Raw genomic sequence first — 26,137 nt, 5'->3', positions numbered from 1 at the left:
TACAGTGGGCCGGACCCCTCGTCGCGTCCTGGTCCCCCCTCCGGGCGCGGCGACGACCCCGCGACCTGTGTCGACGACCCTGGAGGAGCACGCGTGCGAGACGGCATCCTGACCGGCGAGGGAGTGGTCCTCGACGCGCGGCCCGCGTCGTTCGTGACGCGCGCCCTGGGAGCCGTGATCGACCTGGTCGCGCTCGGGATCGTGATCCTGGTCGTCCTGTTCGCCGTGGCGGGGGCCGCGCTCAACGCGGTCAGCATCGACTTCGCCCCGGCCGTGTGGATCGTCCTCGTGGTCCTGATCATGGTCGGCATCCCCACGACGGTCGAGACCCTCTCGCGCGGCCGGTCGCTGGGCAAGCTCGCGACGGGCATCCGCGTCGTGCGCGACGACGGCGGCCCGGTCCGTTTCCGGCACGCCTTCATCCGTGCGCTCGTGGGCGTGGGCGAGCTGTGGATGACGTTCGGCTCGGTCGCCATCGTCGCGTCGCTGTCGAACGACAAGGGCAAGCGGGTCGGCGACATGCTGGCCGGTACCTACGCGATCCGCGTGCGCGGCGGGAAGCCGACGTACGCCGCCATCGCGATGCCGCCCTACCTCGCCGGCTGGGCCGCGCACGCCGACATGCGCCGGCTCCCGGACGGGCTGGCCCTCGCGGTCCGCCAGTTCCTGGGCCGCGCCACCCAGCTCAACCCCGCCTCGCGCGTGCGGATCGGCCAGGAGCTCGCGGGGCGGATCGAGCAGTACGTGGCCCCCGGGCCGCCGCCCGGGACCCCCGCCGAGGACTTCCTGTGCGCTGTCCTCGCCGAGCGGCGCAGCCGGGACTGGGTCAGCGCCCAGCGGGGACGGGTGCTCGCTCAGGAGCAGGGCGAGATGCTCCACCGCCTGCCGTACTCGGTGCCCGACCCCCGGACCTGACGGGCGCGTTCCGCGCTCCCGCCCTGCGCGGCGACCCGCCCGCCCTGCCAGGAGTCCCCGCCTCGAACCGCCCGAAGGCCAGCACGAGCGCGCCGAGCACGAGCGCGGCCGCGCCGAACCACAGGGGCCGGCTCGCCCACCAGTCGGCGCTCCACGACGCGGGCAGGGGCGTGCCGAGCCCCAGCAGGACCACGCCGAGCACGACGAACATCGCGGTCAGGTGCCACAGGTACAGCGTCATGGACCGCCCCGCGACCCACGCCACGAGGACCGCGCCGCGCCCCTGCGCCCAGCGCACGACGACGTCGCGCACCGCGAGCGCCACGCTCACCTGGAGGACCGCGTGGGTCACGGCGAGCGCGGTCGGCGGCCCGAGGTTGGAGATCGCGTCCCCCGGCATCCCGATGAGGCTCAGCGGGTAGGGACCGGCGACGACGAGGCCCGCCATGGCCGCGAGGGCGCCCGCGGCCACGACGGCGAGCGTGCGGCGGGAGGGCAGCGCGTCGCGCCGCACGAGGTCGACGTAGACGATCCCCAGGACGTAGGGCACGGCCCAGCCGAGCAGCACGTTCGCGACGGCCACCTCCTCGACGCCCACCGCGAAGCGCAGCACGTCGACGACGAAGGGTGCGGCGACGACGACGGCGACCGTGCGCCAGCCCCACGCCCGGTAGGCCCGCAGCAGGGCCGGGGTGACCGCGAGCAGCAGCAGGTACACCCCGAGGAACCACAGGAGCTGCGGCGCGATCCGGGCGACCTGCAGCACGGCCGTCTCCGGCACCCCTGCGACGACGAGCACGACGGCCGCCACGGCCCACGCACCGACGAACGCCGCGACCGGCTTCCAGATGCGCGGCATCCGGCGCCGCACGACGTCCCACCCCGCCGCCACGAGGCCCGGTGCGGCGAGGCCCGGTGCGGCGGGGCCCGGGCGCCAGAGCTGGTACGCGGCCGACGCCCCGGCCGCGAAGAACAGCAGGGGCAGGACCTGCAGGACCCACGTGAGGGTCCACGCGCCGCCGTGCGACAGGGCGTTGCCGATCCCCAGGCGTGCGCCGTCCCACGTGACCTCGGGCATGAGCCAGTGGACGCTCAGGACCGCGAGGGTCGCGAGCGCGCGCACGGCGTCGACGAACACGTCTCGACGCGCGGGAGCGCCGGCGCCTTCCCGACGGCGCGGCGCGGGCTCCCGGCGCCGGGCCGCGGAGGCCGCGACGACGGAGGGCGGGCCCGCGGGCCGCGACGGACGGGGCGCCCGGGTGGGGCGAGCGGGAAGACGAGGGACGTCGACGACGGCCACGGGATGCTCCTCGGGACGAAGGGAAGTGGTTCCCCACCAGTCTCGAAAATCCCGGTACGTCCCGGAATGGGAGCCTCCCCCGAGGCCCCGGCGGCGGTCCGGTCACCCGCGCGGGGGATGTCCCCCGCAGGCACCACCGCGACTCGCTCAGTCCCGCAGGTACCTGAGCACCGCGAGCACCCGGCGGTGGTCCCCCGCGTCCTGCGGCAGGCCGAGCTTGCCGAAGATCGCCGTGACGTTCTTCTCCACGGCCCCGTAGGACAGGAACAGGTTCTCCGCGATCGCGGTGTTCGAGCGGCCCTGCGCCATGAGCTCGAGCACCTCGCGCTCGCGCGGCGTGAGGCGCGCCAGGCCGTCGTCCGAGCGTGAGGCGCCCATGAGCTGGCTCACGACCTCGGGGTCGAGCACCGTCTGCCCCGCGGCGATGCGCGTCAAGGCGTCGAGGAACTCGCTCACGTCCGCGACCCGGTCCTTGAGGAGGTAGCCCACGCCCTCGGCGCCGCCCGTGAGCAGCTCGCTCACGAAGCGCGTCTCGACGTACTGCGAGAACAGCAGGACCCCCAGTCCCGGCGACGCCGCGCGCAGCGCGAGCGCAGCACGCAGGCCCTCGTCCGTGAACGACGGGGGCATGCGGATGTCGATGATGACGACGTCGGGCAGGTCGCCGAGGGCGGCGAGGCGGGCCACCTCCGCGACGAGCGCGTCGCCGTCGCCCACGGCCGCGACGACCTCGTGGCCTCGACGGGTGAGCAGGGCGACGAGCCCGTCGCGCAGGATGACGGAGTCCTCGGCGATCACGAGCCGCACGGTGGTACCTCTTCTGTGTCGATGGGTCGGCCCGGGCGCCTCGGTCGAGACGCCCGGGCCGCTCCGCGGGTGGGGCCGGCTACACCCTGCTCGGCAGGACGACCGTGACCACGGTAGGCCCACCGACCGGGCTCACGAGGTCCAACGTGCCGTCGACCGAACGAACCCGCTCCTCGAGGCCCGCGAGCCCCGACCGGTGGCCGCGCGCGTCGGGCGTCGAGATGCGCGCGCCGCCCTGCCCGTCGTCGCGCACGCGCAGGCGCAGCCGCGACCCCTGCTCCTCGACGAGCACGTAGACGCCCGTGGCGCGCGCGTGCTTGGCGGCGTTCGTCACGAGCTCGGCGACGCAGAAGTACGCGATGGTCTCGACGGCCGGCGACGGCGCGATGCCCGGGTCCACGTCGACCGTCACGGGCAGCGGGGACCGGGCCGCGAGCGTCTCGAGAGCGACCGCGAGGCCGTTGTCGAGCGCGGGCGGGTGGATGCCCCGGGCCAGCTCGCGCAGCTCGACGAGCGCCTCCTTGGTCGACGCGTGCGCGTTGTCGACGAGCTCGAGCGCCTCGGACGCGTCACCGCCCGCGGCGAGCTGCTCCTTGGCCTCACCGAGCTGCATCGCGACCGCGACGAGCCGAGCCTGGGTGCCGTCGTGCAGGTCCCGCTCGATGCGGCGCAGCTTGGCGTCCGCGTCCTCGACGGTCTTGCCACGGGACTTCTCGAGGTCGGCCACGCGCAGGCTCGCCCGGGTGGGGCCCAGCAGGTTGACCGTCAGGAGACGGAAGAGCTGGGCGAACCCGCGCACGATCTGCGGCCACAGCCACCACAGCGCGACGCCCACGGCCGCGAGCGCCGACTGGCGCAGCGGGGTGTCGACGTACCAGTCGGGCCCCATCTGCGCGCCGCGGTGCCACGAGCCGTCGGCAGCCATCTGCGCGGGCAGGAACTGCGACCAGAACCAGTGCGTCGCGGCACCCAGCGAGACGAAGAAGAAGGTCACCGACGTGACGAAGGCGACGAGCGCCAGGAAGAAGCTCACGAGCATGAACGTCATGGCCCGCCACCCGGGGCCGTCCGAGAGGTTCGACCAGAGCATGCGCCAGAACCCGCGGCGCTGCGTGTGCGGTGCGGGGGCCAGCACGTCCACCGACAGCATCGACCGCGCCATCGAGCGGTACATGCCGCCCCAGCCGCGCGCCCCGAGGACCAGGGCGCCCGAGACCACGAGGCCCACGACCGTCACGAGGATCCCCGCGGTGAAGCTCACGGTGAACATCACGTACGTGAACGCGAAGGGCGCGACGAGCAGCGACAGCCACAGGTAGCCGAACTCGCGCCAGGTCTGGCGCGAGAACGGCGCCGCCAGGAAGCCGACCGGCTCGCGCAGGTCCACGTAGCGGGGGTCGAGCCCGCCGGGGACGTGCCCGAGGTGGGACAGGTCGCCGGTGGGCACGGCCGACGGGGTCTCGACGGACAGGACCGGCTCGGCGGACGGCGCGTACCCGGGCGAGGGCACGCCGTCGGGCGCGGCGTCGCCGAGCGGCGGCTGGGGGGATGTCACAGCAGACATGGTGGCAGGACTCCTGGGTCTGGTTCGAGCGGTACCACCAGTCTTCCCGACCGGCGCCCGCACGCCCAGGGTGCGCTCCGCCGTCGTGCAGGGGGGATGTCCCCCGTCTCGTGGCGTGCTCAGCGCGCGACCGGAGTCCCGGCCTCCTCCTCGGCGGCCCCCTGCTGCCCGACGGCGCCGCCCGGCTCCCCCGGCCCGCTCACCGTCGCCGCGCCACGCGCGGGCGCGGAGACCACCTGGATCGCGATCACCAGGACGGCCGCGACCAGCGCGATGACCAGGATCGTGGTCCCGCTCGGGTAGCGCGAGAACACCAGGACGGCCAGCGCCCCCGCCAGGACGAGCGCGATCAGCGGCCAGCGCAACCTCGCGACCCAGATCTCGAACGGGTGCGGAGCGCGCCCGCTGTCGCCCGCGTGGCCACGGCTGGCGGCGCGGACCAGCCAGTTGAACCCGCCCCGCACCGCGGCCGCAGACCGGCTGGGGCCCGTGAGGTAGGCGGCGAGCACGACGACCACGCCGAACGCGAACACGGCCCGCAACGACGTGCGCAACGGGACCAGGACCGCGTCGATCAGGGCCGTCGCGGCCGAAGGTGACAGGACGTCCGACGGCACCGCGCTCAGGTACAACGAGCGGCCGACCGTGATCCCGACCGCGAGGATCGCCATCGCGACGACGTACGCGACGCCCGCGAGGACCACGGCCCGGCGGCGCCGCCCGCGCGGGGCCGCCCACACCGCACCGGCCGCGACCAGCAGCGAGAGCCACGGCAGGACGTTCGCAGACGTGTTGAGGAACGCCACGGCCCGCTGGGCCTTGACCACGTCCTGCGACGTGAACAGCACGAACTGCGGGTCGATCGAGGGCAGGCTCTCGACGAACGTGAATCCTCGCGCGGAGAGCCGCTTGCTGACCTCGTCGATCATGGGACCGAGCGAGAGCGTGACCTGCCCGTTCGCGTCGGCGGTGATCGCGGTGTCCCCCTCCCCCGTGAGGACGGCGACCAGGTTCTTGTGCGCCTGGCGGTTCGCGACGATCCACAGCTCCTCGAACGTCGGCGACGTGACCATGCGGTCGACGGTCGAGCGCACGAACGACTCGCCCTGGCTCGCGAGGAGCGGGGCGAGGGCCTGCACCTGGGCAGGGACCTGGTCGACGTTCTGCGTGAGCGTCGCGAGGGCCTGCGCGGTGACGGTCTCGAGGTCGATCCGTTCGAGGATCGCGTCGGAGACCTGGGTGCTGATCTCCGCCTGGATCGCCGGGTCGGACCCCAGCGGCGTGACGGTCGCGACGTACTTGTCGGTGTCGAGGATCTCGGCCCGCACGTACCGCGCGAGGACCGAGCCGAGCATCAGGACACCCGCGAGGACCAGGAGCACCGCGACGGCCGTCCAGCGGAGCCACCCACCGCGGTGTGCCGGTGCGGCGACGACCGCCCCGGCGGGCGGTGCGGCACGCTCGGCGCGCAGGCGCTGGACCTCCGCACGCAGCGCCTCGAGCTCCGCTCGTTCGGACTCGCTGATCGTGGGCTCGCTCGGGATCGTCGCCATCGTCTTCTCCTGTCAGCGCGCTGCTGGGACCATCCTTGCGCAGGAGTGCCGGAAGCGCTCAGGGGGGACGGGCCGGACCGACGACGGTGACGCACCCGCCCGCCGCGCACGACGGGCCGACGCACCCCGGGTGACCGCACGCGAGAGGCCGGGCTCCTCCCGGAACCCGGCCCTGCGCCGTCGGACCCCTTGCTCAGGGGCTCACGCGTCCGCTCAGTAGCGGTAGTGCTCCGGCTTGTACGGCCCCTCGACCGGGATGCCGAGGTAGTCCGCCTGGTTCTTCGAGAGCTCGGTCAGGCGAACGCCCAGCGCGTCGAGGTGCAGGCGCGCGACCTTCTCGTCGAGGACCTTGGGCAGGCGGTAGACCTGACGCTCGTACGTGCGCTCGTCCTCCGGGCGCTGGGCATCCTCGAAGAGCTCGATCTGGCCGATGACCTGGTTCGAGAACGAGTTGCTCATGACGAACGACGGGTGGCCCGTCGCGTTGCCCAGGTTCAGCAGGCGCCCCTCGGACAGGACGATGATCGAGCGCACCTCCTCGCCGGCGCCCGCGGGGAACGTCCACTCGTGGACCTGCGGCTTGATCTCGGTGCGCGTGACGCCCGGGATCTGCGCGAGCCCCGCCATGTCGATCTCGTTGTCGAAGTGGCCGATGTTGCCCACGATCGCCTTGTTCTTCATCGCGGCCATGTGCTCGGCCGTGACCACGTCCTTGTTGCCCGTGGTCGTGATGAAGAAGTCGGCCTCGCCCAGGACGTCCTCGATGCGCGCGACCTGGTAGCCGTCCATCGCGGCCTGCAGCGCGCAGATCGGGTCCACCTCCGAGACGATGACGCGTGCGCCCTGTCCGCGGAACGCCTCGGCCGCCCCCTTGCCCACGTCGCCGTAGCCGGCGACGAACGCGACCTTGCCGCCCATGAGGACGTCCGTCGCACGGTTGATGCCGTCGGGCAGCGAGTGGCGGATGCCGTACTTGTTGTCGAACTTCGACTTGGTGACCGAGTCGTTGACGTTGATGGCCGGGAAGAGCAGCTCGCCCGACTCGGCGAGCTGGTACAGGCGGTGCACGCCCGTGGTCGTCTCCTCGGTCACGCCGAGCAGCTGCTCCGCGACGCCCGTCCAGCGCAGCGGGTCGGCCGCGAGCGCCCGACGCAGGACCGAGCGCACGACGTTCATCTCGTGCGTGTGGTCGGGCTCGCCCGGGAGCGTGTCCGGGGGGACCGTGCCGAGGCGCTCGTACTGCAGCCCCAGGTGGACGAGCATCGTCGCGTCGCCGCCGTCGTCGAGGATGAGGTTCGCGCCCTCGGCGCCGTTGCTCCCCGGCCACAGCAGGATCTGCTCGGTGCAGTCCCAGTACTCCTCGAGGCTCTCGCCCTTCCAGGCGAACACCGGGACGCCCTGCGGGTCCTCGGGCGTGCCGTGGGGGCCGACGACGATCGCCGCGGCGGCCTCGTCCTGCGTCGAGAAGATGTTGCAGCTCGCCCAGCGCACCTGCGCACCGAGCGCGACGAGCGTCTCGATGAGGACGGCCGTCTGGACGGTCATGTGGAGCGAGCCGGCGATGCGCGCGCCCGCGAGCGGCTGCGACGCGCCGAACTCGGCACGCAGCGCCATGAGTCCGGGCATCTCGTGCTCGGCGAGACGGATCTGGTGGCGTCCCGCTTCCGCGAGGGACAGGTCACGGACCTTGTAACGGCCGGGGACCTCGTCGAAGGAGGCCTGGGCGGTGGGCGTGGCAGAAGACATGCTGCTCCGAACGACGGTTCTGACGATGTCGTTCCAGACTACCGGGGGTGACTCTCGCAGCGCCGAGGGTGCCCATCGTGGAGGCCGAGGGTGGGCCCGACGGCGTCGCCGTGGGCCCTCGTCCCCGCCGGCAGTTCGCGCCCGCGCGCGATAGCAAAACTCCCTGACCACTTCAAGATCACGAAGCGATAACGATCCCGTGAATGGTCAAAACCGCGCGCTTTCAACGATTGCACGGTCAAGCATCTCCCTCGAAACCGCCATGCACACCGGCCACTCGGTAGCAATTCGTCCTGGGATCGGGCAGGGTGCTGGAGACAGATCGACCTGGCCGGGCTCGGCACCACGCCGGCCCACGACAGGTCAGCGCCCGTCGCGACTTGCGGCGGCCACCCTCCCGGGTGGCCCCCGGCGGCGGGCCTCGATCCGGTGGACCGTGACGCGCCTCGCGGCGCTGAGCGCACCGGGAGGTCGCTGCCAGGTCACCCTGGCGCCCTCCGCGGAGCGTTCCGGACCCGCCACGACACCTGGAAGGTGGCGAGACCCGCCAGCATGACCGCCAGCAGCACCAGCACGAGCACCGAGCCACCCACGAGCACCACCCCCGTCCTCATCCCGGTCGAGACCGAGCCCTTCCCCGGCGCCCACGGCGCCGCCCCCCTGCCCGACGACCGGCCCGTGGCCGTGAGCGTCCGGGGCGTCTACAAGGTCTTCGGACGCCGCCCGCAGGAGGCGGTCCGCCGCCTCAAGGACGGCGCGAGCCGCGCCGACGTCAAGCCCCTGGGCACGGCCGCTGTCATCGACGCGAGCTTCGACGTCAAGCAGGGCGAGATCTTCGTCGTCATGGGCCTGTCCGGCTCGGGCAAGTCGACGCTCATCCGCATGCTCAACGGCCTGTGGAAGCCCACGGCGGGCCATGTCCTGCTGGGCGACGACGACCTCGCGACCGTGAACGCCAAGGAGCTGCGCGCCCTGCGCCGCAGCCGCGTGAGCATGGTCTTCCAGCACTTCGCGCTCCTGCCCCACCGCACGGTCCTGGACAACGCGGCGTACCCGCTCGAGATCCAGGGCATGAGCAAGGCCGAGCGCCGCGAGAAGGCTCAGCAGGCCCTCGACCTCGTCGGCCTGGGCGGCTGGCAGGACTCGCTGCCGTCGCAGCTCTCCGGCGGCATGCGCCAGCGCGTGGGACTCGCCCGGGCACTCGCCGCCGACACCGACGTGCTGCTCATGGACGAGGCGTTCTCCGCACTCGACCCGCTCATCCGCCGCGAGATGCAGGAGCAGCTCCTCGATCTCCAGCAGACCCTGGGCAAGACCATCATCTTCATCACGCACGACCTCAACGAGGCCATGCACCTGGGCGACCGCATCGCCGTCATGCGCGACGGCCGCACGGTCCAGATCGGCACGGCCGAGGAGATCCTGTCGGACCCCGCGAACGACTACGTCGCGCAGTTCGTCGCCGACGTCGACCGCACGCGCGTCCTGACGGCCGCCTCGGTCATGGTCCGCCCCACGGCCGTCGTGCCGCTCGGCGGCGGCCCCCGTGTCGCGAGCCGCACCATGCGCGAGGCGCAGGTGTCGGCGGCCTACGTCGTCGACCGGCAGCGCGTCCTGCGCGGCGTCGTCCGTGACGACGACGCGGTCGCCCTGCTCAAGTCGAGCGGTGACCACACGACGAGCATCGAGTCGATCGTGCACGACGGCGTCGCTCCCGTGAGCGTCGACACCCCCCTCGCCGAGCTCTTCGCGCCCGCGGCCGAGTCCCCCCTGCCCGTCGCCGTGACGGACGACAAGAACCGCCTGGTCGGCGTCATCCCGCGCGTGACCCTCCTCGAGGCCATGGTGCCGCCTACGCTCGACGACCCCGACGCCGTCGGGCCCGACGAGGACACGGACGCCCCGCCCACCGGCGCAGCCGAAGGCGCGACCGCCCCGCACGACGCAGCCACGACGGAAGGAGCGGACGCATGAGCACCACCGACACGTTCGTCCCCCGCCTGCCCCTCGGTGACTGGGTCGACCTCTTCGTCGCCTGGCTCATCGCCTCGTTCAAGCCGTTCTTCGCGGTCGTCAAGGACGTCCTGCTGTCCTGCTACGACGCGCTCGCGCTGGTCCTCCAGGGCCCGCCCTTCGTCGTCGTCGCGCTCGTCCTGGCCGCCCTGGCGTTCTTCGCCAAGGGCTGGAAGCTCGCCGTCACGACCCTCGTCGGCTTCGTCGTCATCGCGAGCGTCGACCAGTGGGACAACGCGATGGCGACCCTCGCCCTGGTGCTCGTCGCCAGCGTGATCGCCCTCGCCATCGGCATCCCGCTGGGCATCTGGGCCGCCCGGAACGACAAGGTCTCACGCGTCGTGCGCCCCGTGCTCGACTTCATGCAGACCATGCCAGGCTTCGTCTACCTCATCCCCATGGTCATGATCTTCCTCACGGGCGCGGTCCCCGGCATCGTCGCGACCGTGGTGTTCGCCCTCGCCCCTGGCGTCCGCTTCACCGAGCTGGGCATCCGCCAGGTGGACTCGGAGGTCGTCGAGGCCGGCCACGCGTTCGGCTCCACGCCCGGGCGCATCCTGCGCCAGATCCAGCTGCCGCTCGCCATGCCGACCATCATGGCCGGCGTCAACCAGGTCATCATGCTCTCGCTGTCGATGGTCGTGCTCGCCGGCCTGGTCGGAGCAGGCGGGCTCGGAGGCGACGTCGTCGCGGCCCTCCAGCGCATCAACATCTCGCTCGGCTTCGAGGCCGGCCTGTCCGTGGTCATCCTCGCGGTCTTCCTCGACCGCGTGACCTCGGCGCTCAGCACCCGTTCTCCCGTCGCCAAGGCCCTCGCGGCCACCGCGGTCTGAGGCGCTGCGGGCCGGGCGGCACCTGCCGCCCGGCCCACGCCGTCCAGCACGCTCGCACTCCTGCGCACCACCACCAACCCAGGCTCGACCCGCCGCGCCCGCGGCCGGTCCGCCGAAGGAAGGACACCATGTCTCCCGCACGTCACCACCAGGCGCGTCGTCGCACCGCGATCGTCGCCTCCTCGCTCGCGCTCGGGCTCGGGCTCTCGGCCTGCGCCTCGGGCACCGACGCCGGCTCCGGAGGGGCCGACAAGGACCTCACGATCGCGATCCACTCGGGCTGGGACGAGGGCATCGCGGTGTCGCACCTGTTCAAGGCCATCCTCGAGGACGAGGGGTACACGGTCCGCACCGAGACGGCCGACCCCGGTGTCGTCTACACGGGCATGGCCGGGGGCGACTTCGACGTCAACTTCGACATGTGGCTGCCCCTCACGCACGCCGACTACAAGGAGCAGTACGGCGACGACCTCGAGGACCTCGGCTACTGGTACGACGACGCCAAGCTGACCGTGGCGGTCAACGAGGACGCCCCCGTCGACAGCCTCGCCGAGCTCGCGGCGAACGCCGACCTGTTCGGCAACCGCATCGTCGGCATCGAGTCCGGTGCGGGCCTGACCCGCATCACGCAGGACGAGGCCATCCCGACCTACGGCCTGGACGACATGGACTTCGTCATCTCCTCGACCCCGGCCATGCTCGCCGAGCTCAAGAGCAAGACCGACGCGGGCGAGAACGTCGCCGTCACGCTGTGGCGCCCCCACTGGGCCTACGACGCGTTCCCCGTCAAGGACCTCGAGGACCCCGACGGCGCCATGGGCGAGGCCGAGAAGATCCACTCGGTCGCCCGCACCGGCTTCACCGAGGACCACCCTGACGTCGCGTCCTGGATCTCCGCGCTCACGCTGAGCGACGAGCAGCTCTTCTCGCTCGAGAACATCATGTTCAACGAGAACGACGGTACCGACAACGACGCCTCGGTGCGCGAGTGGCTCGAGGCCAACCCGACGTTCGTCGACGACCTCAAGGCCGCTGCGCAGGCCTGAGCCTCGTCGGGACGAGCACGACAGGCCGGCATCCCGTGCGGGGTGCCGGCCTGTGGTGCGTCCCAGGCCCGACGGCGGAGGTGGGCCCGCGCACGGCGCCCACCTCCGTCGTCGGGCGCCCGGCGTCCGCACCTCAGTCCGGGGTCGCTCCACCCGAGGCGGCGGGCTCCGCCCGGCGCAGGTCCGGCTCGAGGTAGATGGCGCGCGCGATGGGGACGGCCGCACGGACGCGTTCCTCGGCGGCGTCGATCGCGTGGGCGATCGACGCCCCGTCAGCGGTCGCGGTGACCTCGATCTTGGCCGCGACGAGCAGCTCCTCGGGTCCGAGGTGCAGCGTCTTGAGGTGGATGACCGACGCGACGCCCTCGCCCACCAGCGCGCTGCGGATCGCGGCGACGTCGTCACGGCTCGCGGCCTCGCCGAGCAGGAGCGACTTGGTCTCCACGGCCAGCACGATCGCGATGAGGACCAGCAGGATGCCGATGCACGCGGTCCCCGCTGCGTCGTACCGGCCGTCGTCCGTGACCAGGGTCAGCCCCACCCCTCCGAGCGCCAGGACCAGGCCGATCAACGCACCGAAGTCCTCGAGCAGCACCACGGGGAGCTCGGGAGCCTTGGCGTTGCGGACGAACGAGGGCCAGGACTGCTCGCCGCGCACGGTGTTCGACTCGCGGATCGCGGTGCGGAACGAGAACCCCTCCATGCCGATCGCGACCAGCAGCACCGCGATGGGCACCCACTGCCACTCGGTGATGGGGTGCGGGTCCTCCCACTTGTGCCAGGCCTCGTACAGCGCGAACAGGCCACCGACCGTGAACAGCACGATCGAGACGATGAACGCGTAGACGTAGCGCTCGCGGCCGTAGCCGAACGGGTGCTCCTCGTCGGCGGCCCGCCGAGACTTCTTGCCACCGAGCAGCAGCAGCGCCTGGTTCCCCGAGTCGGCGAGCGAGTGGACGCCCTCGGCGAGCATCGACGACGCTCCCGTGAGTCCCCAGGCGACGAACTTGGTGACCGCGATGCCCATGTTCGCGAGCAGGGCCGCGATCACCGCCCGGTTGCCTCCGTGAGCTGACATGGCGTGGCTCTCCTTCGACTCGGCCGGCCCTGGTCCGGCCCGTGACGCGTGCTCGGTCCAGCATCGCACCGCACGCTCCGGGGAGGGACGCGGAGCGTGGGACACGCCGCGAGCCCGGTACCCGTCAGGGGCACCGGGCTCGCGGTCGTCGTCCGCGGACGAGCTGTGGGGACTAGAGGGCCCGCGCGTCGCCCTCGAGCAGGACGGGGATGCCGTCGCGCACCGGGTAGGCGAGCGGCCGCTCCGGGTCCGTCGAGCGGAGCTCGGGGCTGCCGTCCGGGGCCGTGCCGTCCACAAGGGTGGCTCCGGTCACGGGGCACCTCAGCGCCTCGCGGACCCACGGGTCGAGGGTGACCGTCCCGGGGGTGCCCGGCGTCGTGTCGTCGCTCATGTGCTCGGTCTCAGCTCTCGTTGTCGGTGGTGGGATGCTCGGTGGCACGCACGAGCGACAGGACGTCGTCTCGCACCTTCTCCATGATGTCCTCGTCGGCGGCCTCGACGTTGAGCCGCAGCAGCGGCTCGGTGTTGGACGCGCGCAGGTTGAACCACCACTGGGGGTGGGAGTCCCAGTGGGAGACCGTGAGCCCGTCGAGCTCGTCGACCGCGACCGGCCCTGCCCCCTCCTCGGTCACGTACGCCTGGACCACGCGGGCCCGTGCGGCGGGGACGTCGCCGACCTGGGAGTTGATCTCGCCGCTCGCGGTGTACGGCTCGTAGACCTCGCCGAGCGCGGACAGCGGGTGCTCCTGCCCGCCCAGGGCCGCGAGCACGTGCATGGCCGCGAGCATACCGGTGTCCGCGAAGAAGAAGTCACGGAAGTAGTAGTGGGCGCTGTGCTCGCCGCCGAACACCGCGTCGTTGTCGGCCATCTGCGCCTTGATGAACGAGTGGCCGACACGCGTGCGCACGGTCTTCGCTCCTGCCGCGGTCATGAAGTCCGGGACGGCGCGCGACGTGATGAGGTTGTGGATGATCGTCGGGACCCGTCCGGCGGCCTTCTCGCGCTCGACCTCGCGCAGGCCCACGAGGGCCGTGATCGCGGACGGGGACACCGGGTCGCCGTGCTCGTCGATCACGAAGCAGCGGTCGGCGTCGCCGTCGAACGCCAGGCCCAGGTCGGCGTCGTGCTCGACGACCGCGGCCTGCAGGTCCAGCAGGTTCTTGGGGTCGAGCGGGTTGGCCTCGTGGTTCGGGAACGTCCCGTCGAGCTCGAAGTACAAGGGCACGACGTCGAGCGGCAGCGCCTCCAGGCCTGCCGCGGCCCCCAGGACTGCGGGCGCGGTGAGGCCCCCCATCCCGTTGCCCGCGTCGATCACGACCTTGAGCGGGCGGATGCCCCGCAGGTCCACGAGCGAGCGCAGGAATGCCGCGTAGTCCGCGAGCATGTCCCGGTCGGTGATCTCGCCGCGGTCCTCGACGGGGGCGGGCAGCTCGCCGTCGAGGTACTCCTGGGCCAGCTCGCGCACCGCGACCAGGCCCGAGTCCTGCCCCACCGGGCGCGCACCGGCACGGCACAGCTTGATGCCGTTGTAGACGGCGGGGTTGTGCGAGGCCGTGAACATCGCCCCGGGGACGTCCAGCGCGCCCGAGGCGTAGTAGAGACCGTCGGTCGAGCACAGACCGATCAGGAGGACGTCCACCCCGGCCTCCGCGAGCCCCTGGGCGAACGCGTCGACGAGCTCGGGCCCGCTGTCGCGCATGTCCCGCCCGACGGCGACGCGCGGGCGGGCGGGCGATCCCTCGGCCCCGCTCACCTCGGGGAGCACGACGACGCGCGCGAAGGCTGCGCCGATCGCTCGGGCAACCTGCGGGTTGAACTGGTCCGGGACGGTGCCGCGGACGTCGTAGGCCTTGATCAGCTGGGTCAGGTCGATGGGCACCGGTTCAGCCTAGCCGTGTCTGCCGGCGTCGGTCCTCGGGAGGGGAGGCGAGTCACTGTCCCGAGCGCGCGTAGCGCGCCTCGGTCGTCTCCTTGGCGGGACGCCACCAGGCCTCGTTCGTGCGGTACCAGTCGACGGTCGACGCTAGCCCCTGCCTCAGGTCGGTGAATCGAGGCCGCCACCCGAGCTCGCGCCGAAGACGTGAGGAGTCGATCGCGTAGCGCAGGTCGTGCCCCGCCCGGTCGGCGACGAACTCGATCTCTTCCTCGTCCCGGTCGAACAACGCGAGGAGCTCACGGACGATCTCGAGGTTGGACCGTTCGCCGTCGGCGCCGATCAGGTAGGTCTCGCCCGGGACGCCCCTGTCGATGATCCTCCAGACGGCGTCGTTGTGGTCGTCGACGTGGATCCAGTCCCGGACGTTGAGCCCGGCCCCGTACACACGCGGGGACCGGCCGTCGATGAGCTCGGTGATCTGACGAGGGATGAACTTCTCGACGTGCTGGAAAGGTCCGTAGTTGTTCGAGCAGTTCGAGATCGTGGCGTGGACCCCGAACGACCGCACCCACGCCCTCACGAGGAGGTCGCTCGACGCCTTGGTCGCCGAGTACGGCGAGGAAGGCTCGTACGCCGTCGACTCCGTGAAACGGACCGGGTCGTCCAGGGCGAGGTCTCCGTAGACCTCGTCGGTCGAGACGTGGTGCAGCCGCCTCTTGTGCCGGCGTACGGCCTCGAGAAGGGTGAACGTGCCGACGACGTTGGTCCGCACGAAGGGAGACGGGTCCGCGAGCGAGTTGTCGTTGTGCGATTCCGCGGCGAAGTGCACCACGACGTCAGCACGGGATACCAGGTCGTCGACGAGGTCCGCGTCGGCGACGTCTCCGTGGACGAACGTCACGGCGTCCGACACCGACGCCAACGACGACACGTCGCCCGCGTAGGTGAGCGCGTCCAGGACGATGACCCGGACGTCGGGGCGCTGCGCGACCGTCGACCGTACGAATCCGGACCCGATGAAGCCCGCACCACCCGTCACCAGGACACGCACGACGACCTCCAGGGAGTACGGGCCACCAGGCGCGGGGCAGGGGGCGGCGGCCCCGACGCGTGCAAGTCTAGCGACGACAAGGCCTCGCGCCCCGGGTGCCGGGGGCCATTTCACCCGCTAGCGGCTGCGCCGTGGCGGGAGGGCATGGGATTCTTCCGAGATGAAGGGGATCATTCTCGCCGGCGGCTCGGGCACTCGCCTGCATCCGATCACGCTCGGTACGAGCAAGCAGCTCCTGCCCGTCTACGACAAGCCGATGATCTACTACCCGCTCTCGACACTCATGCTCACGGGGATCACGGAGATCCTCGTCATCACGACCCCGCACGAGGCCGAACCGTTCCGGCGGCTGCTCGGAGACGGCTCGCAGTTCGGGATCTCGCTCGACTACGCGGTCCAGCCGACACCCGACGGGCTGGCGCAGGCGCTCCTGATCGGCGCCGACTTCCTCGGCGGGGATCGGGTCGCCCTCATACTGGGAGACAACATCTTCTACGGACCGGGACTGGGCGAGCAGCTCCAGCGGTTCGCCCAGGTCGACGGCGGCGCCATCTTCGCGTACCGCGTGGCCGATCCCTCCGCGTACGGCGTGGTCGAGTTCGACGCCCAGGGACGGGCCGTCTCCCTCGCCGAGAAACCGGCCGACCCCAGCAGCCGCTACGCGGTCCCCGGACTGTACTTCTACGACTCCGACGCCGTCTCGATCGCCGCGGGGCTCGCGCCGTCCGCCCGCGGCGAGTATGAGATCACGGACGTCAACCGGCACTACCTGGAGCGGGGGCGCCTTCACGTCGAGGTCCTCCCCCGTGGCACCGCCTGGCTCGACACGGGGACGTTCGACGCACTCATGGACGCCGGGGACTACGTCCGGGCGATCGAGCAGCGCCAAGGGCTCAAGGTTGGGGCCCCGGAAGAGATCGCCTGGCGACGGTCCCTCATCTCGGACGCGGAGCTGGAGACCCGGGGCCTGCTGCTCGAGAAGTCGGGCTACGGACGCTATCTCCTCGATCTGCTCGATGCACGATGACGTCCGCCGCTCAGGGCCCGGCCAGGACCTCGTCGGCGGCCACGCGCCATCTCTCGCGCCAGTCCCCGATCGGTGCCACCCCGACCCTCTCCAGATCGTCGTGAGCGAGGACCGACCAGACGGGCCGAGGCGCGGGCCGCGGGAAGGCACCGCTCGCGCACGGATGGACACGCTCGACAGGCAGGTGGGCGGACCGCAGGACCTCGCGGGCGAGCCCGTACCAGGTGGTCGCGCCGCTCGCGGTGCCGTGATAGGTCCCCGACGGGACGCCAGCGTCCACGAGCCGCACGAGGAGCAGCGCGAGATCCTTCGTCCAGGTGGGCTGCCCGACCTGGTCGTCGACGACGTCGAGACGCTCACGCTGCGCGCCCAGCGCCGCGATGGTCCGCGGGAAGCACCGTCCGTTCCGACCGTACAACCAGGCGGTACGCACGATCAGGTAGTCCTCGTGCTCGGCCCGGACGGCGCGCTCGCCCAGGTCCTTGGTCCGCCCGTACACGCTGCGCGGGTCCGTGGGCGCGGTCGCCAGGATCGGGCCGTCGGCCGGGTCCGACGCACCGAAGACGTAGTCTGTCGACACGTGCACGAGGCGGGCCCCGACCTCGCGGGCTGCCGCCGCGAGCAGTCCGGGTGCGAGCGAGTTGACCTCTGCCGCACGCGCCTCGTCCGACTCCGCGTCGTCCACGGCCGTGAAGGCCGCGCAGTTCACGACGACGTCCGCTCCACGCAGAGCGAGCAGCGATGCGTCACGGTTCGTGACGTCGAGCTGATCGCGCGAGAGCGCGACAACGTCGTCCTGCTCCCGTCCGGCGAGCAGCTCCACGACCTCGGCACCGAGCATCCCTCGGGCCCCTGTCACCACCCAGCGCACACGCGCTCCTCCCGACCTCCGACCGGGCGCACCGACGGCGCACCCTCGACGACAGAGCTGTCCGGCACCGCCGACGGGCGCGCCGCCTCCCACCCAGAGAGAGGCTACCCGTGCTCGTCCGAGAACTGACCGTGCCCGGTGCCTGGAGCATGACACCGACCCGCCACCGCGACGACCGCGGCGTGTTCCTGGAGTGGTTCACCACGGACTCGTTCCAGGGGGCGGTCGGTCATCCCCTGGGCCTGACCCAGGCCAACCTGTCCGTCTCCGGCGCCGGGGTCGTGCGCGGGGTGCACTTCGCCGACGTCCCCCCGGGTCAGGCCAAGTACGTGACGTGCCCGCGCGGCGCGGTCCTCGACGTGGTCGTGGACCTGCGGACGGGTTCACCGACCTTCGGTCAGCACGACACGGTGCTGCTCGACGACGTCGACCATCGTGCCGTCTACCTCTCCGAAGGACTGGGGCACGCCTTCATGTCCCTCGAGGAGGGATCGACGGTGGTGTATCTGTGCTCCACGGGCTACGCCCCCGAGCGGGAGCACGGTATCGACCCGATGGACCGTCTGCTCGACATCCGGTGGCCCACCGTCGACCGTCTCGGGCGACCGCTGACCCCTGTCCTGTCGCCCAAGGACGAGCAGGCACCAGGGCTGTCCGCGGCTCTGCGCCGCGGTGAGCTCCCCAGGTGGGAGACGACCCAGGCCTACGTGGCGGCGCTCCGGGCGCGCGCCACGTCGTAGGAACGGGGCTCAGTCGCCCTCGGCCCGCAGCACCCGCAGGTGACCGCGCCGCCCGACCTCGGTGACGTCGTCGGGCTCGGGGCCGGGGCGCGGACGGCCGGCCTCCCGGACGGCCTCGGCGAGCGCCGAGAGGTCGTCGGCGCTCGGGCCGGTCTCGACGAAGTGCTGCGCGAGGCGCACGACCTCCCAGCCGCGGGGCGCGGTCAGGCGCTCGGCGTGCTCGGCGCACAGGTCGTAGCTGTGGGGCTCGGCCAGGTGGGCCAGGGGCCCGAGCACGGCGGTCGAGTCCGCGTAGACGTAGGTGAGGGTCGCCACCGAAGCACGGGTGCATGCGGTGCGCGAACACTGTCTGACGGATCTCACGCGCTGACACTACGCCCTGAGCGGTGGTCGCGGTGCTATACACGCCGTGCGGCAGGTTCGCACGTCGCGCTCAGGGCGCCGGGACCGCGGTTCGTCTAGGCTCGGAGGCGTGCCCGGTCATTCGCCCTCCCCCGCCCCGCACGGCTCGCGCCGTCGCCCCGAGAAGACGTCGACCGACGCCCCGGCGCCGCTCGTCGCCTCGCTGCGCATCCCCGCCCGCGGCCCGGACCTCAACGACGTCGGGCCGCACCCACGCCGCCGGGACCGCCGAGGTCGAGGAATCCGCGGACCGCTTCTGCCGCCCTCGGCTCCGGCGAACCGCACCCGCGGAGAGAGGTTCGACGAGCAGGTGATCGCGACCATCGGCCTGATCGAGCGAGGATGGTCGCGGCAGCTCCACGGCACCGAGTTCGCGGTCGAGGACGTGCCGCCCTCGGACCCGGCCCCCTGGGAGGACGCAGGGGTCCCCCTCGGGCGCTACTTTCCCGCCGACGCGGGACAGCCGGCCCGCATCGTCGTCTACCGCCGCCCCGTCGAGTCCCGGGCGTTCGACGACGACGACCTGGCCGACCTGGTGCGCGACGTCGTCGTCGAACAGGTCGCGCACATGCTCGCGCGCACGCCGGAGGAGATAGACCCCCGCTACCAGCGCGGTCGCTGAGTCAGTCGGGCAGCCCCGCGGTACGCGTGGCACGGACGTCCACGCTCCCCTGGCTCTCGGCCGGAGGGACCGGCAGGAGCACGGACACCAGGGTGCCCGGCGCGCCCTCCGGCGCCCCGGTGAGCGGGGCTCCAGCCGTCGCCAGGACCGACCAGACCGGCTCCGACCCACCCTGGTCGGTACCCGCCTCGTCCCCGCGCGCATCGAGCGTCAGGACGGCGGGGTCGACACCTCCACCCAGCTCGACGGCGCCGAACGTGACGGTCGACCCCGCGGGCACGTCGAGCGCCCTCTCCCCGAGCAGGACGCCGTCCGGCCCGTAGGCGCGCAACGTGCCCCGGAAGGCACCGGTCGGCTCGGAGTCCTCGGACCGCTCCCGAGGGACCGCACCCACGCGGACCACGCTCGACGTTCCGGGCACGAGCGTGACGGTGCCACGGTCGCGCGTCCGGTGGGGGCGGGCGGGCGTGGCGTCCTCCTCGGAGGCGGCTGCGGCGACCGCGATCGACGCGATCCACGCACGGTCGACCTGCGCCGCGCCCGAGGGCGAGTCCTCGGCGGCGTCGCCCGCCCGGGCCTCGACCGCGCCCGCCACGACGGGCACCGTCGAGTCCACGACGACGGTGTACGACCCGGCGGGCAGACCGCCCAGGGACTGGTCCGTCACGACCCCCGGCGCGAGCTCGACCTGCTCGCCACCACGTACCCGCACCCGACCGTCGGCGCCGTAGACCGTCAGCGTCGCCGTCCCCGCCTCGGCACCCGGCGCGAGAAGCCTGACCTGGGGCGCCAGCACGTCGTCGACAGCCTCGCCCGAGCTCGTGAAGGAGACGGCCGTGCCGAGCGACGGCGCGGCCCCGGGGACGACGTAGTCGACGCCCAGCGGCACGAGGCCGGCCAGCGTGCTGTGCTGCAGGTAGGCCGCGACCGTCCCGCCGGTCGACTCGACGCGGACCGCGAGCCGCCGCTGCTCCGGCGCGGCCGCCTCGACCAGCGTCATGACCTCGCCGCCGGGCGGGACCAGGTACTGGCCTCCACCGCTCAGGACGACCGGACCGCCAGGACCCCACACCTCGATCCGCACGGTCGCGGGGGTGCGGCCGGGGTTCTGGAGCACGAGCTGAGCACTGCTGCCGACCTCGGTGCTCCCCCCGACCAGCCAGTGGTCGATGTCCGGGGTCGCGCAGCTCGCGGCCGCGAGCCCGCGCAGGTCGCCCGCGGTCGTCGTCGACGCCACGGCGGCGGCGACCCGGGTGTCCACCGGCATCCCGGCACCCACCCGCAGAGCCTGCCCCTCGGACACGTCGGCCAGCGAGACCACCGTGGCCCCGGAGTCGTCCTGCTCGAGCGGTGCCGAGTCGAGCGCCTCGAGCCCCGTGAGCGTCACGGGCGTCTCGCCAGGTCCCCCCGTCGCCCCCGCACCGACGACCCCGGCGCGGAGCACGGTCGTCGTCTCGACGGGCGCGGCGCCGAACTGGGCGTCACCCACCTGGGTCGAGTCCGCCAGGCGGACGGGGGCGGGGCACACGAGCGTCCGCTCGGGCGTCGACGCCTCGATCCGCTCGACGTCAGGCACGGCCCCGGCGACGGACCCGAAGTCCCCCGGCAGCCCGACGGCGGCCACGGCCCCCGTGAGGGCGACGGCCAGCAGGCCGGTGCCGATCGTCGCGACCCGGCGGAGCACGGGACGAGGTCTGGAAGATCTGGTGGTCACGGGCACTACCTCGTTCCGGTCCGACGACGTCCCACCGGTACGGCGAGGAGCACGAAGATCAGCAGGGTCAGCCCCGCCACGGCGAGCCAGGGCGGTCGGTGCGCGGGGACGAAGTCGATCGACAGGGAACCCGCCTCGGAGCCGAGGAGGAAGGCCTGGCGTCCGTCGACCTCGGCGCGCTCGAGGACGCGCCCGTCGAGCGTCGCGACCCACCCGGGGTCCGCGGTCTCGGCGAGCACGATCGCGCGCTCGGCACCGCCCGCCTCGACACGCGTCTCGACCGACTTGTCGTCGGCGGGGAGGAGCCGCTCGACCACGACGGGCCCGGCCTCGTCCTCCTGGTCGGAGGTCGGCACGGCAGCGACCACCCGCGCCCACGCCGGCGCGTCCGTCTCCAGCGGACCGGGAGCGACGCGCCACAGGACCGACGTCTGGCCCTCCGTCACGCGCTCGAGCCCCGGCACCATGTCGAGACGGGCCACGAGCTCGGCGCGCTCGCGCTCGGCGACGGCGTCCTCGGTCGTCGAGGTCGGCAGCACGACGGCCCCGACGCCCAGGTCGCCGAGCTCGCGCGCCGCACCGGCAGCACTCCCCGTCGCCATGCCTGCCACGACCGCGGGCAGGTCTCCCTGCGCGTACGCCGGGTCGGTCATCGCCCGCGCCTGCACGACGCTCGACGCGTCGATCATCTGCGGGCCGTCCCCTCGCAGGAGCGCGTACTCGATGACGCCGCCGGGGGCGAGCTCGAGCGACAGGACGCGCACCTCGCGTTCGGAGTCCTGCATCTGCTGGCCGACCTTGGGGACCACCGGCTCGGTGGCGACGACCAGGTCTCCGACGGCCCCGTCGCGATCGGTGGCCGCCATGGTCCACGACGCCACCGATGCGACAGGGACCACGACCGCGACCAGCGCGAGCAGAGCGACGCTGCCTGCACGCCACCCGGCGAGCGCGCGCTCCCGTCGCTGGCCACGCGGGCCCTCCTCGGGGGGAGACTGCCGGCTGACCGTGCCTGCGGACGACTCTCCGGACGACTGCGCGACCTCCGCCTCCGGGATCGCGACCGGGTCGTCCTCCGGGGCAGGCCGCCGAGCGGTCCGCAGCCCGGGAGCGCCGAGCAGAGCAGCGCCCAGCAGCCCCAGCAGGACGACCGAGACCCCGGCCCCCGGCCAGCCGTGGACGGGCCCCTCGGCCGAGCCGGCAACCTCGATCGCCCCGGTGACCACGGCGGCCGCGAGGCCCAGCGCGGCGATGAACCATGCACAGGCCACACCCGCCACCCGTGCGCGGAAGAGGGCGAGCACGGCCAGCACGGCCACCAGGGCTCCCGTCGCCATCGGCGCGAGACGCGCGACCTCACCGAGCACACCGCCGTCCAGACCGAACCACGGGGCACCCGTCACCGGGAGGCCGAGCAGCTGCTGCCAGGCCGGTGCCGCGTCGGAACCGACGGGCACTCCGGGCCCGGTCGCCAGGAGGCGCCACCCGCCGTCCGTCCAGGTGGTGCCGATGCGGTACCAGAAGGGAGCGAGGAGCACGAGCGAGGGAAGCAGCACCAGGAGCAGGTACCGGCGGTGCTGACGGGCCGCCACCGCGACCACGCCCAACGCCAGGACGAACACCGGGAGGAGGATCGGGGCTCCGCACACCGCGACGAGCAGGGCGAGCCCGGCGGCTGCCGCCGCGCCGACCGATCCTGGCCGCCGACGTCGAAACGCACGGCGCCCCGACGGGTGGACACGGCCGGGTGCCCCCAGGGCGGGGCTGAGCTCGTCGTACGCCTGCACCCCGAGGGCACGCAGGATCCCCAGCGCGGCCCAGGGAAGAGCGGCGTGCGCGACGAGGGCGCCGAGCCGCCCGTCGCCGAGCGCGAGGACGAAGGAGGGGGCCGCCACCCACACGATCGCCGCCCAGGCGCGCAGCGAGACCGAGCGGGTCACGCCGCCCGCGGCGAACCAGGCGCCCAGCCCCGCCACCACGAACGACAGCACCACCATGACGCCGACCGCCGGCTGCAGCGACCCGCCGCCGAGCAGCGCCAACGGGAGGAGGAACGTCGTGAAGGGGTCCGCAGGTGCGGGCGCTCCCAGCCCGTCCGCGACCCAGCCGCCGGTCGCCGCCTGCCAGATGGCCGCGAGGCTCCCGTCCGCCGGGAGGAGCTCGCCACCGACGAAGCGTCCACCCGCGGCAAGAGCCCCCAGCACGGACCCGAAGACGATCGCGGTCAGTGCGAGGAGGCCGAGCGTCAGCTGCCCGAGCATGGCCCGACGCCGACGACCGATCGCGCGGAGCTCGGCCCGCTCGAGATCCGTGGGAGCCGTCGAGACCCGGTGCTCCTCGGCGTTCGCCAGCCGGTGGTCCCGGCGCTCCCCGAGGACGTCGCGCCAGGAGCCCTGGAGAGGTGTCAGCGCGCGTCGGGGAAGGACGCTCGTGCGGCGGACCGCCCGGCGAGACCTGGCGAGCGCGGGGAGCCGCACGACGGCCCAGAGCGGCGCCAGGAGCTCGTCCCGCGCCTGGGCCGGTCGCTTGATCGTGAGACGGTACATCGCCTGGAACGGCGCCCACAGGATCATGGCGAGCACGGCCGGCACGAGCATCGGCCACGCGACGCTCACGAGCCGGTAGTGCAGGTGGCTGCGCCGCCGAGGTCCGTACGACGCCTCGACGTCCGGCACCCGGGACTCGTCCTCGTCCTCGTGGCGCCCCTCGTCGCGCAGGTCGAGGAGCGACGCCTGCGCGTGCCGGACCACGGCACGCGGCACGACCACGACACGGTGCCCCGCGAGGCGCGCGCGGCGGCAGAAGTCGAGCCCGTCACCGAACACCCCGTACTCGGGGTCGGTACCCTCCAGCGCCTGCCAGACCGACGTGCGCACCAGCGCCCCGGCGAGGCCCACCGCGAAGACGTCCTCGCGGGCGTCGTGCTGCCCCTGGTCGATCTCGTGCTCGTCGATCCCGGTCATCCGGCGACCGAGCGGGGAGACCGTGAAGCCGACCTCGAGGAGCACCCCGTCGGAGTCGCCGTCCAGGTCCCAGCGGCGCTGCTTCGCGCCCGCGACCGCCACGGCGTTCGAGTGCTCGACCGCCCGGAGCTGCTCCGCCAGGGCGCCGGGCTCGGGGGTCGAGTCGTCGTGCAGGAGCCAGAGCCAGGTCGGCGGGTCCTGCGCGCCGCGAGACGCGAGTGCGATGTCCACGGCCTGCCCGAAGGTGCGTGCGTGAGGGGCCGCGAGGAACCGCGCGCCACCGAGCTGGAGCTCCTGGTACTCGCTCATCGCCTGGGACGCGGCGACGTCCACCACGATCACGGCGTCCGGGGCGACCGACTGCGACCGGACGGCGTCGAGCGTGTGCGGCAGGTAGCGCGTGTGGCCCTGGGTGACGACCACCGCGGTCACGGAGACGACGGCGGGCACCGAGCCGGTCACCGCCGCAGCGGCGTGGGGCGACGCACCACGTGCGCGCTGCTGCGCCGCACCTGGCTGCTGGAAGGGACCGGTCACCGTGGTCGTGTCTGAAGAAGTCATCCTGGCCACATCATGACCCGCGCTCTGCGCAGATCGTGGGACCTCGACACGGCAGGTCGTCGACCCGAGCGACAGTTCGCCCGCTCCGACCTGATGGCCGGAGAGGGCTCAGACCACCCGGCGCTTGAGCTTGCGACGCTCGCGCTCGGAGAGCCCGCCCCAGATGCCGAAGCGCTCGTCGTGCTCGAGCGCGTACTCGAGGCACTCGGCCCGGACCTCGCAGCCCGTGCAGACCTTCTTGGCCTCGCGCGTCGATCCCCCCTTCTCGGGGAAGAACGCCTCGGGATCGGTCTGAGCGCACAGCGCGCGCTCCTGCCAACCCATGAGCCCGTCGTCCACGACCTCGCCGAAGAGAGGCAGCACAGGAGCCACCGTCTCTACCGGCTGACCTGCGTCCGAGGGAAAGGCCCCCAGATCATCGCCCAGCACGTTCCACATGATGCGCCCCTTCATGCCGTTATATGAAAACTGCATTAGAGAAATTACACGCGTGTCATCCACGTCCGTCAAGCCGAAATGTGCTATCCGGGCGATTCGGTGGGTGAAATCACGACGTCGGACGTCTCGGCGCGTCCTAGGCTGGGCCGCATGGCCGCATCCTCGACCCCTCCTATGCACATCGCTGACCTGCAGCGTCTCATCACCCGAGACCCCGGTCGACCACGTCTCACCTGGTACGGGGAGGACGGCGAGCGCGTCGAGCTGTCGGGCGCGGTCCTGCACAACTGGGTCAACAAAACCGTCAACCTGCTCGTCGAGGAATTCGACGCCGCCCCCGGAACCCGTGTGCTGCTCGACCTTCCACCGCACTGGCGTTCGATCGTCTGGGCGCTCGCCACGTGGCGAACAGGTGCCACGCTCGTGCTGGCACCGCAGACCGACGGGAGCGACGGCGTCGGACAGGCCGACGCGACCGGTCAGAGCCTGGCGGCCACAAGCCCGGGCGTCGACGTCGTCGTGACCTCCCGCCCGGCCTCGTGGCAGGGCACGGACGGGCAGCTCGTCGCCGTGCCGCTGCCCGCGCTCGCACGCCGGTTCGACGGCGACCTGCCCGCCGGGACGATCGACGCCGGCTCGGCCGTGATGACCTACGGCGACCAGATCGGCTGGGTCGAGGAGATCGATCCCGGTGCCCCCGCGATCGAGAGCGAGACCACCACCGTCCCCCACACCGACCTCTTCGCGCGGGCCATGCCCGATACCCCCGCGGCCGGGACCCGCGCGCTCGTCCGGAGCGACGACGTGCTGCAGCTCCTGCAGCAGGTCCTCTCGGTCCTGTCTGTGGACGGCTCGGTGGTCGTGGTCTCCGGTGCGACCGCCGCAGCATGGGGAGCTGACCCGGACCACCTCGAACGACTCCTGCGCAGCGAACGGATCGACGCCCCCGGGGCAGCACCGAAGCGCTGATCGCTTGGATACCATGTCCGGGGACGATCGACGATCTTCCCGAACCT

At 72.7% G+C, this 26,137-nt stretch carries 22 protein-coding genes; 8 read left to right on the top strand and 14 right to left on the bottom strand.

Annotated features, from left to right (window positions below; genetic code table 11):
- Window positions 1–93: 93 nt before the first annotated feature.
- Entirely contained in the window at window positions 94–915 is an 822-nt protein-coding gene (locus ACZDYF_RS02245; protein ID WP_191790837.1) for an RDD family protein, read from the top strand.
- Here the strand turns inward: ACZDYF_RS02245 and ACZDYF_RS02240 are convergent.
- The 5 genes from ACZDYF_RS02240 to ahcY all read right to left on the bottom strand — a co-directional run bounded on the left by ACZDYF_RS02240 (window position 827) and on the right by ahcY (window position 7,885).
- The gene (locus ACZDYF_RS02240; RefSeq protein ID WP_475052735.1) at window positions 827–2,053 is read right to left on the bottom strand and encodes an acyltransferase family protein; all 1,227 of its coding nucleotides are present in this window, start codon (window positions 2,051–2,053) and stop codon (window positions 827–829) included. The genes ACZDYF_RS02245 and ACZDYF_RS02240 overlap by 89 nt on opposite strands.
- Window positions 2,054–2,362: 309 nt before the next feature.
- On the bottom strand, window positions 2,363–3,022 hold the full coding sequence (locus tag ACZDYF_RS02235; protein ID WP_191790839.1) for a response regulator transcription factor: 660 nt from the start codon (window positions 3,020–3,022) through the stop codon (window positions 2,363–2,365).
- Window positions 3,023–3,101: 79 nt separating this feature from the next.
- Entirely contained in the window at window positions 3,102–4,577 is a 1,476-nt protein-coding gene (locus ACZDYF_RS02230; RefSeq protein WP_475052725.1) for a sensor histidine kinase, read from the bottom strand.
- A 128-nt stretch (window positions 4,578–4,705) separates the two neighbouring features.
- Complete coding sequence (locus ACZDYF_RS02225) at window positions 4,706–6,139, bottom strand: hypothetical protein (protein ID WP_475052721.1); 1,434 nt, start codon at window positions 6,137–6,139, stop codon at window positions 4,706–4,708.
- A 213-nt stretch (window positions 6,140–6,352) separates the two neighbouring features.
- Window positions 6,353–7,885 carry an adenosylhomocysteinase gene (gene ahcY / locus ACZDYF_RS02220; RefSeq protein WP_475052715.1) on the bottom strand — a complete coding sequence of 511 codons (1,533 nt, stop codon included), beginning with the start codon at window positions 7,883–7,885 and terminating at the stop codon, window positions 6,353–6,355.
- Window positions 7,886–8,437: 552 nt separating this feature from the next.
- On the opposite strand from ahcY, the gene ACZDYF_RS02215 reads away from it, so the two are divergent.
- From ACZDYF_RS02215 to ACZDYF_RS02205, 3 genes are all read left to right on the top strand, one after another.
- Window positions 8,438–9,859 carry a quaternary amine ABC transporter ATP-binding protein gene (locus ACZDYF_RS02215; RefSeq protein ID WP_475052709.1) on the top strand — a complete coding sequence of 474 codons (1,422 nt, stop codon included), beginning with the start codon at window positions 8,438–8,440 and terminating at the stop codon, window positions 9,857–9,859.
- On the top strand, window positions 9,856–10,731 hold the full coding sequence (locus ACZDYF_RS02210) for an ABC transporter permease (protein ID WP_191790844.1): 876 nt from the start codon (window positions 9,856–9,858) through the stop codon (window positions 10,729–10,731). Before ACZDYF_RS02215 ends, ACZDYF_RS02210 begins: the two co-directional genes overlap by 4 nt.
- A gap of 128 nt (window positions 10,732–10,859) precedes the next feature.
- Window positions 10,860–11,777: a glycine betaine ABC transporter substrate-binding protein gene (locus ACZDYF_RS02205; protein ID WP_475052702.1), complete on the top strand. Its 918-nt coding sequence runs from the start codon at window positions 10,860–10,862 to the stop codon at window positions 11,775–11,777.
- A 133-nt stretch (window positions 11,778–11,910) separates the two neighbouring features.
- Here ACZDYF_RS02205 and ACZDYF_RS02200 read toward each other — a convergent pair whose 3' ends face one another.
- The 4 genes from ACZDYF_RS02200 to rfbB all read right to left on the bottom strand — a co-directional run bounded on the left by ACZDYF_RS02200 (window position 11,911) and on the right by rfbB (window position 15,783).
- Window positions 11,911–12,855 (bottom strand): cation diffusion facilitator family transporter, encoded by a 945-nt coding sequence (locus ACZDYF_RS02200; protein ID WP_400274704.1) that lies wholly within the window; start codon window positions 12,853–12,855, stop codon window positions 11,911–11,913.
- Window positions 12,856–13,027: 172 nt separating this feature from the next.
- Entirely contained in the window at window positions 13,028–13,246 is a 219-nt protein-coding gene (locus ACZDYF_RS02195) for a Trm112 family protein (RefSeq protein ID WP_475052698.1), read from the bottom strand.
- Window positions 13,247–13,256: 10 nt separating this feature from the next.
- Window positions 13,257–14,735 carry a phosphomannomutase/phosphoglucomutase gene (locus ACZDYF_RS02190; protein WP_475052695.1) on the bottom strand — a complete coding sequence of 493 codons (1,479 nt, stop codon included), beginning with the start codon at window positions 14,733–14,735 and terminating at the stop codon, window positions 13,257–13,259.
- 52 nt (window positions 14,736–14,787) lie between these two features.
- Complete coding sequence (rfbB, locus tag ACZDYF_RS02185; protein WP_475052690.1) at window positions 14,788–15,783, bottom strand: dTDP-glucose 4,6-dehydratase; 996 nt, start codon at window positions 15,781–15,783, stop codon at window positions 14,788–14,790.
- Window positions 15,784–15,943: 160 nt separating this feature from the next.
- On the opposite strand from rfbB, the gene rfbA reads away from it, so the two are divergent.
- Entirely contained in the window at window positions 15,944–16,810 is an 867-nt protein-coding gene (rfbA, locus tag ACZDYF_RS02180; protein WP_475052686.1) for a glucose-1-phosphate thymidylyltransferase RfbA, read from the top strand.
- Between the two features lie 10 nt (window positions 16,811–16,820).
- Here rfbA and rfbD read toward each other — a convergent pair whose 3' ends face one another.
- Window positions 16,821–17,681, bottom strand: coding sequence for a dTDP-4-dehydrorhamnose reductase (rfbD, locus tag ACZDYF_RS02175; RefSeq protein WP_475052683.1), 861 nt, complete (start codon window positions 17,679–17,681; stop codon window positions 16,821–16,823).
- 110 nt (window positions 17,682–17,791) lie between these two features.
- On the opposite strand from rfbD, the gene ACZDYF_RS02170 reads away from it, so the two are divergent.
- Complete coding sequence (locus tag ACZDYF_RS02170) at window positions 17,792–18,421, top strand: dTDP-4-dehydrorhamnose 3,5-epimerase family protein (RefSeq protein WP_475052681.1); 630 nt, start codon at window positions 17,792–17,794, stop codon at window positions 18,419–18,421.
- Window positions 18,422–18,430: 9 nt separating this feature from the next.
- Here the strand turns inward: ACZDYF_RS02170 and ACZDYF_RS02165 are convergent, their stop codons facing one another.
- Window positions 18,431–18,784 (bottom strand): DUF3499 domain-containing protein, encoded by a 354-nt coding sequence (locus ACZDYF_RS02165; protein ID WP_030150032.1) that lies wholly within the window; start codon window positions 18,782–18,784, stop codon window positions 18,431–18,433.
- A gap of 109 nt (window positions 18,785–18,893) precedes the next feature.
- Here ACZDYF_RS02165 and ACZDYF_RS02160 point away from each other — a divergent pair, with 109 nt between their 5' ends.
- Window positions 18,894–19,445, top strand: coding sequence for a metallopeptidase family protein (locus ACZDYF_RS02160; RefSeq protein ID WP_307824181.1), 552 nt, complete (start codon window positions 18,894–18,896; stop codon window positions 19,443–19,445).
- Window position 19,446: 1 nt separating this feature from the next.
- On the opposite strand, the gene ACZDYF_RS02155 is transcribed toward ACZDYF_RS02160, so the two are convergent.
- The 3 genes from ACZDYF_RS02155 to ACZDYF_RS02145 form a co-directional block, all read right to left on the bottom strand.
- Window positions 19,447–21,159, bottom strand: a complete 1,713-nt coding sequence (locus ACZDYF_RS02155) for a DUF5719 family protein (protein ID WP_475052672.1) — start codon at window positions 21,157–21,159, stop codon at window positions 19,447–19,449.
- Window positions 21,160–21,164: 5 nt separating this feature from the next.
- The gene (locus tag ACZDYF_RS02150; RefSeq protein ID WP_475052667.1) at window positions 21,165–24,683 is read right to left on the bottom strand and encodes a glycosyltransferase; all 3,519 of its coding nucleotides are present in this window, start codon (window positions 24,681–24,683) and stop codon (window positions 21,165–21,167) included.
- 108 nt (window positions 24,684–24,791) lie between these two features.
- Window positions 24,792–25,121: a WhiB family transcriptional regulator gene (locus ACZDYF_RS02145; protein ID WP_036570549.1), complete on the bottom strand. Its 330-nt coding sequence runs from the start codon at window positions 25,119–25,121 to the stop codon at window positions 24,792–24,794.
- Window positions 25,122–25,271: 150 nt separating this feature from the next.
- Between ACZDYF_RS02145 and ACZDYF_RS02140 the strand changes: the two genes are divergently transcribed.
- Window positions 25,272–26,090 (top strand): TIGR03089 family protein, encoded by an 819-nt coding sequence (locus tag ACZDYF_RS02140; RefSeq protein WP_475052665.1) that lies wholly within the window; start codon window positions 25,272–25,274, stop codon window positions 26,088–26,090.
- Window positions 26,091–26,137: the final 47 nt, after the last annotated feature.

The sequence above is a fragment of the Oerskovia sp. PE-21s genome (assembly GCF_056158145.1).
This window is presented reverse-complemented; position numbering and strand designations above follow the sequence as displayed.

Coding starts and splice junctions, on each gene's coding strand:
- ACZDYF_RS02225 (WP_475052721.1), bottom strand. CDS start 6,139: ATGGCGACGATCCCGAGCGAGCCCACGATCAGCGAGTCCGAACGAGCG.
- ahcY (WP_475052715.1), bottom strand. CDS start 7,885: ATGTCTTCTGCCACGCCCACCGCCCAGGCCTCCTTCGACGAGGTCCCC.
- ACZDYF_RS02215 (WP_475052709.1), top strand. CDS start 8,438: ATGACCGCCAGCAGCACCAGCACGAGCACCGAGCCACCCACGAGCACC.
- ACZDYF_RS02210 (WP_191790844.1), top strand. CDS start 9,856: ATGAGCACCACCGACACGTTCGTCCCCCGCCTGCCCCTCGGTGACTGG.
- ACZDYF_RS02205 (WP_475052702.1), top strand. CDS start 10,860: ATGTCTCCCGCACGTCACCACCAGGCGCGTCGTCGCACCGCGATCGTC.
- ACZDYF_RS02200 (WP_400274704.1), bottom strand. CDS start 12,855: ATGTCAGCTCACGGAGGCAACCGGGCGGTGATCGCGGCCCTGCTCGCG.
- ACZDYF_RS02195 (WP_475052698.1), bottom strand. CDS start 13,246: ATGAGCGACGACACGACGCCGGGCACCCCCGGGACGGTCACCCTCGAC.
- rfbA (WP_475052686.1), top strand. CDS start 15,944: ATGAAGGGGATCATTCTCGCCGGCGGCTCGGGCACTCGCCTGCATCCG.
- ACZDYF_RS02150 (WP_475052667.1), bottom strand. CDS start 24,683: ATGACTTCTTCAGACACGACCACGGTGACCGGTCCCTTCCAGCAGCCA.
- ACZDYF_RS02145 (WP_036570549.1), bottom strand. CDS start 25,121: ATGTGGAACGTGCTGGGCGATGATCTGGGGGCCTTTCCCTCGGACGCA.
- ACZDYF_RS02140 (WP_475052665.1), top strand. CDS start 25,272: ATGGCCGCATCCTCGACCCCTCCTATGCACATCGCTGACCTGCAGCGT.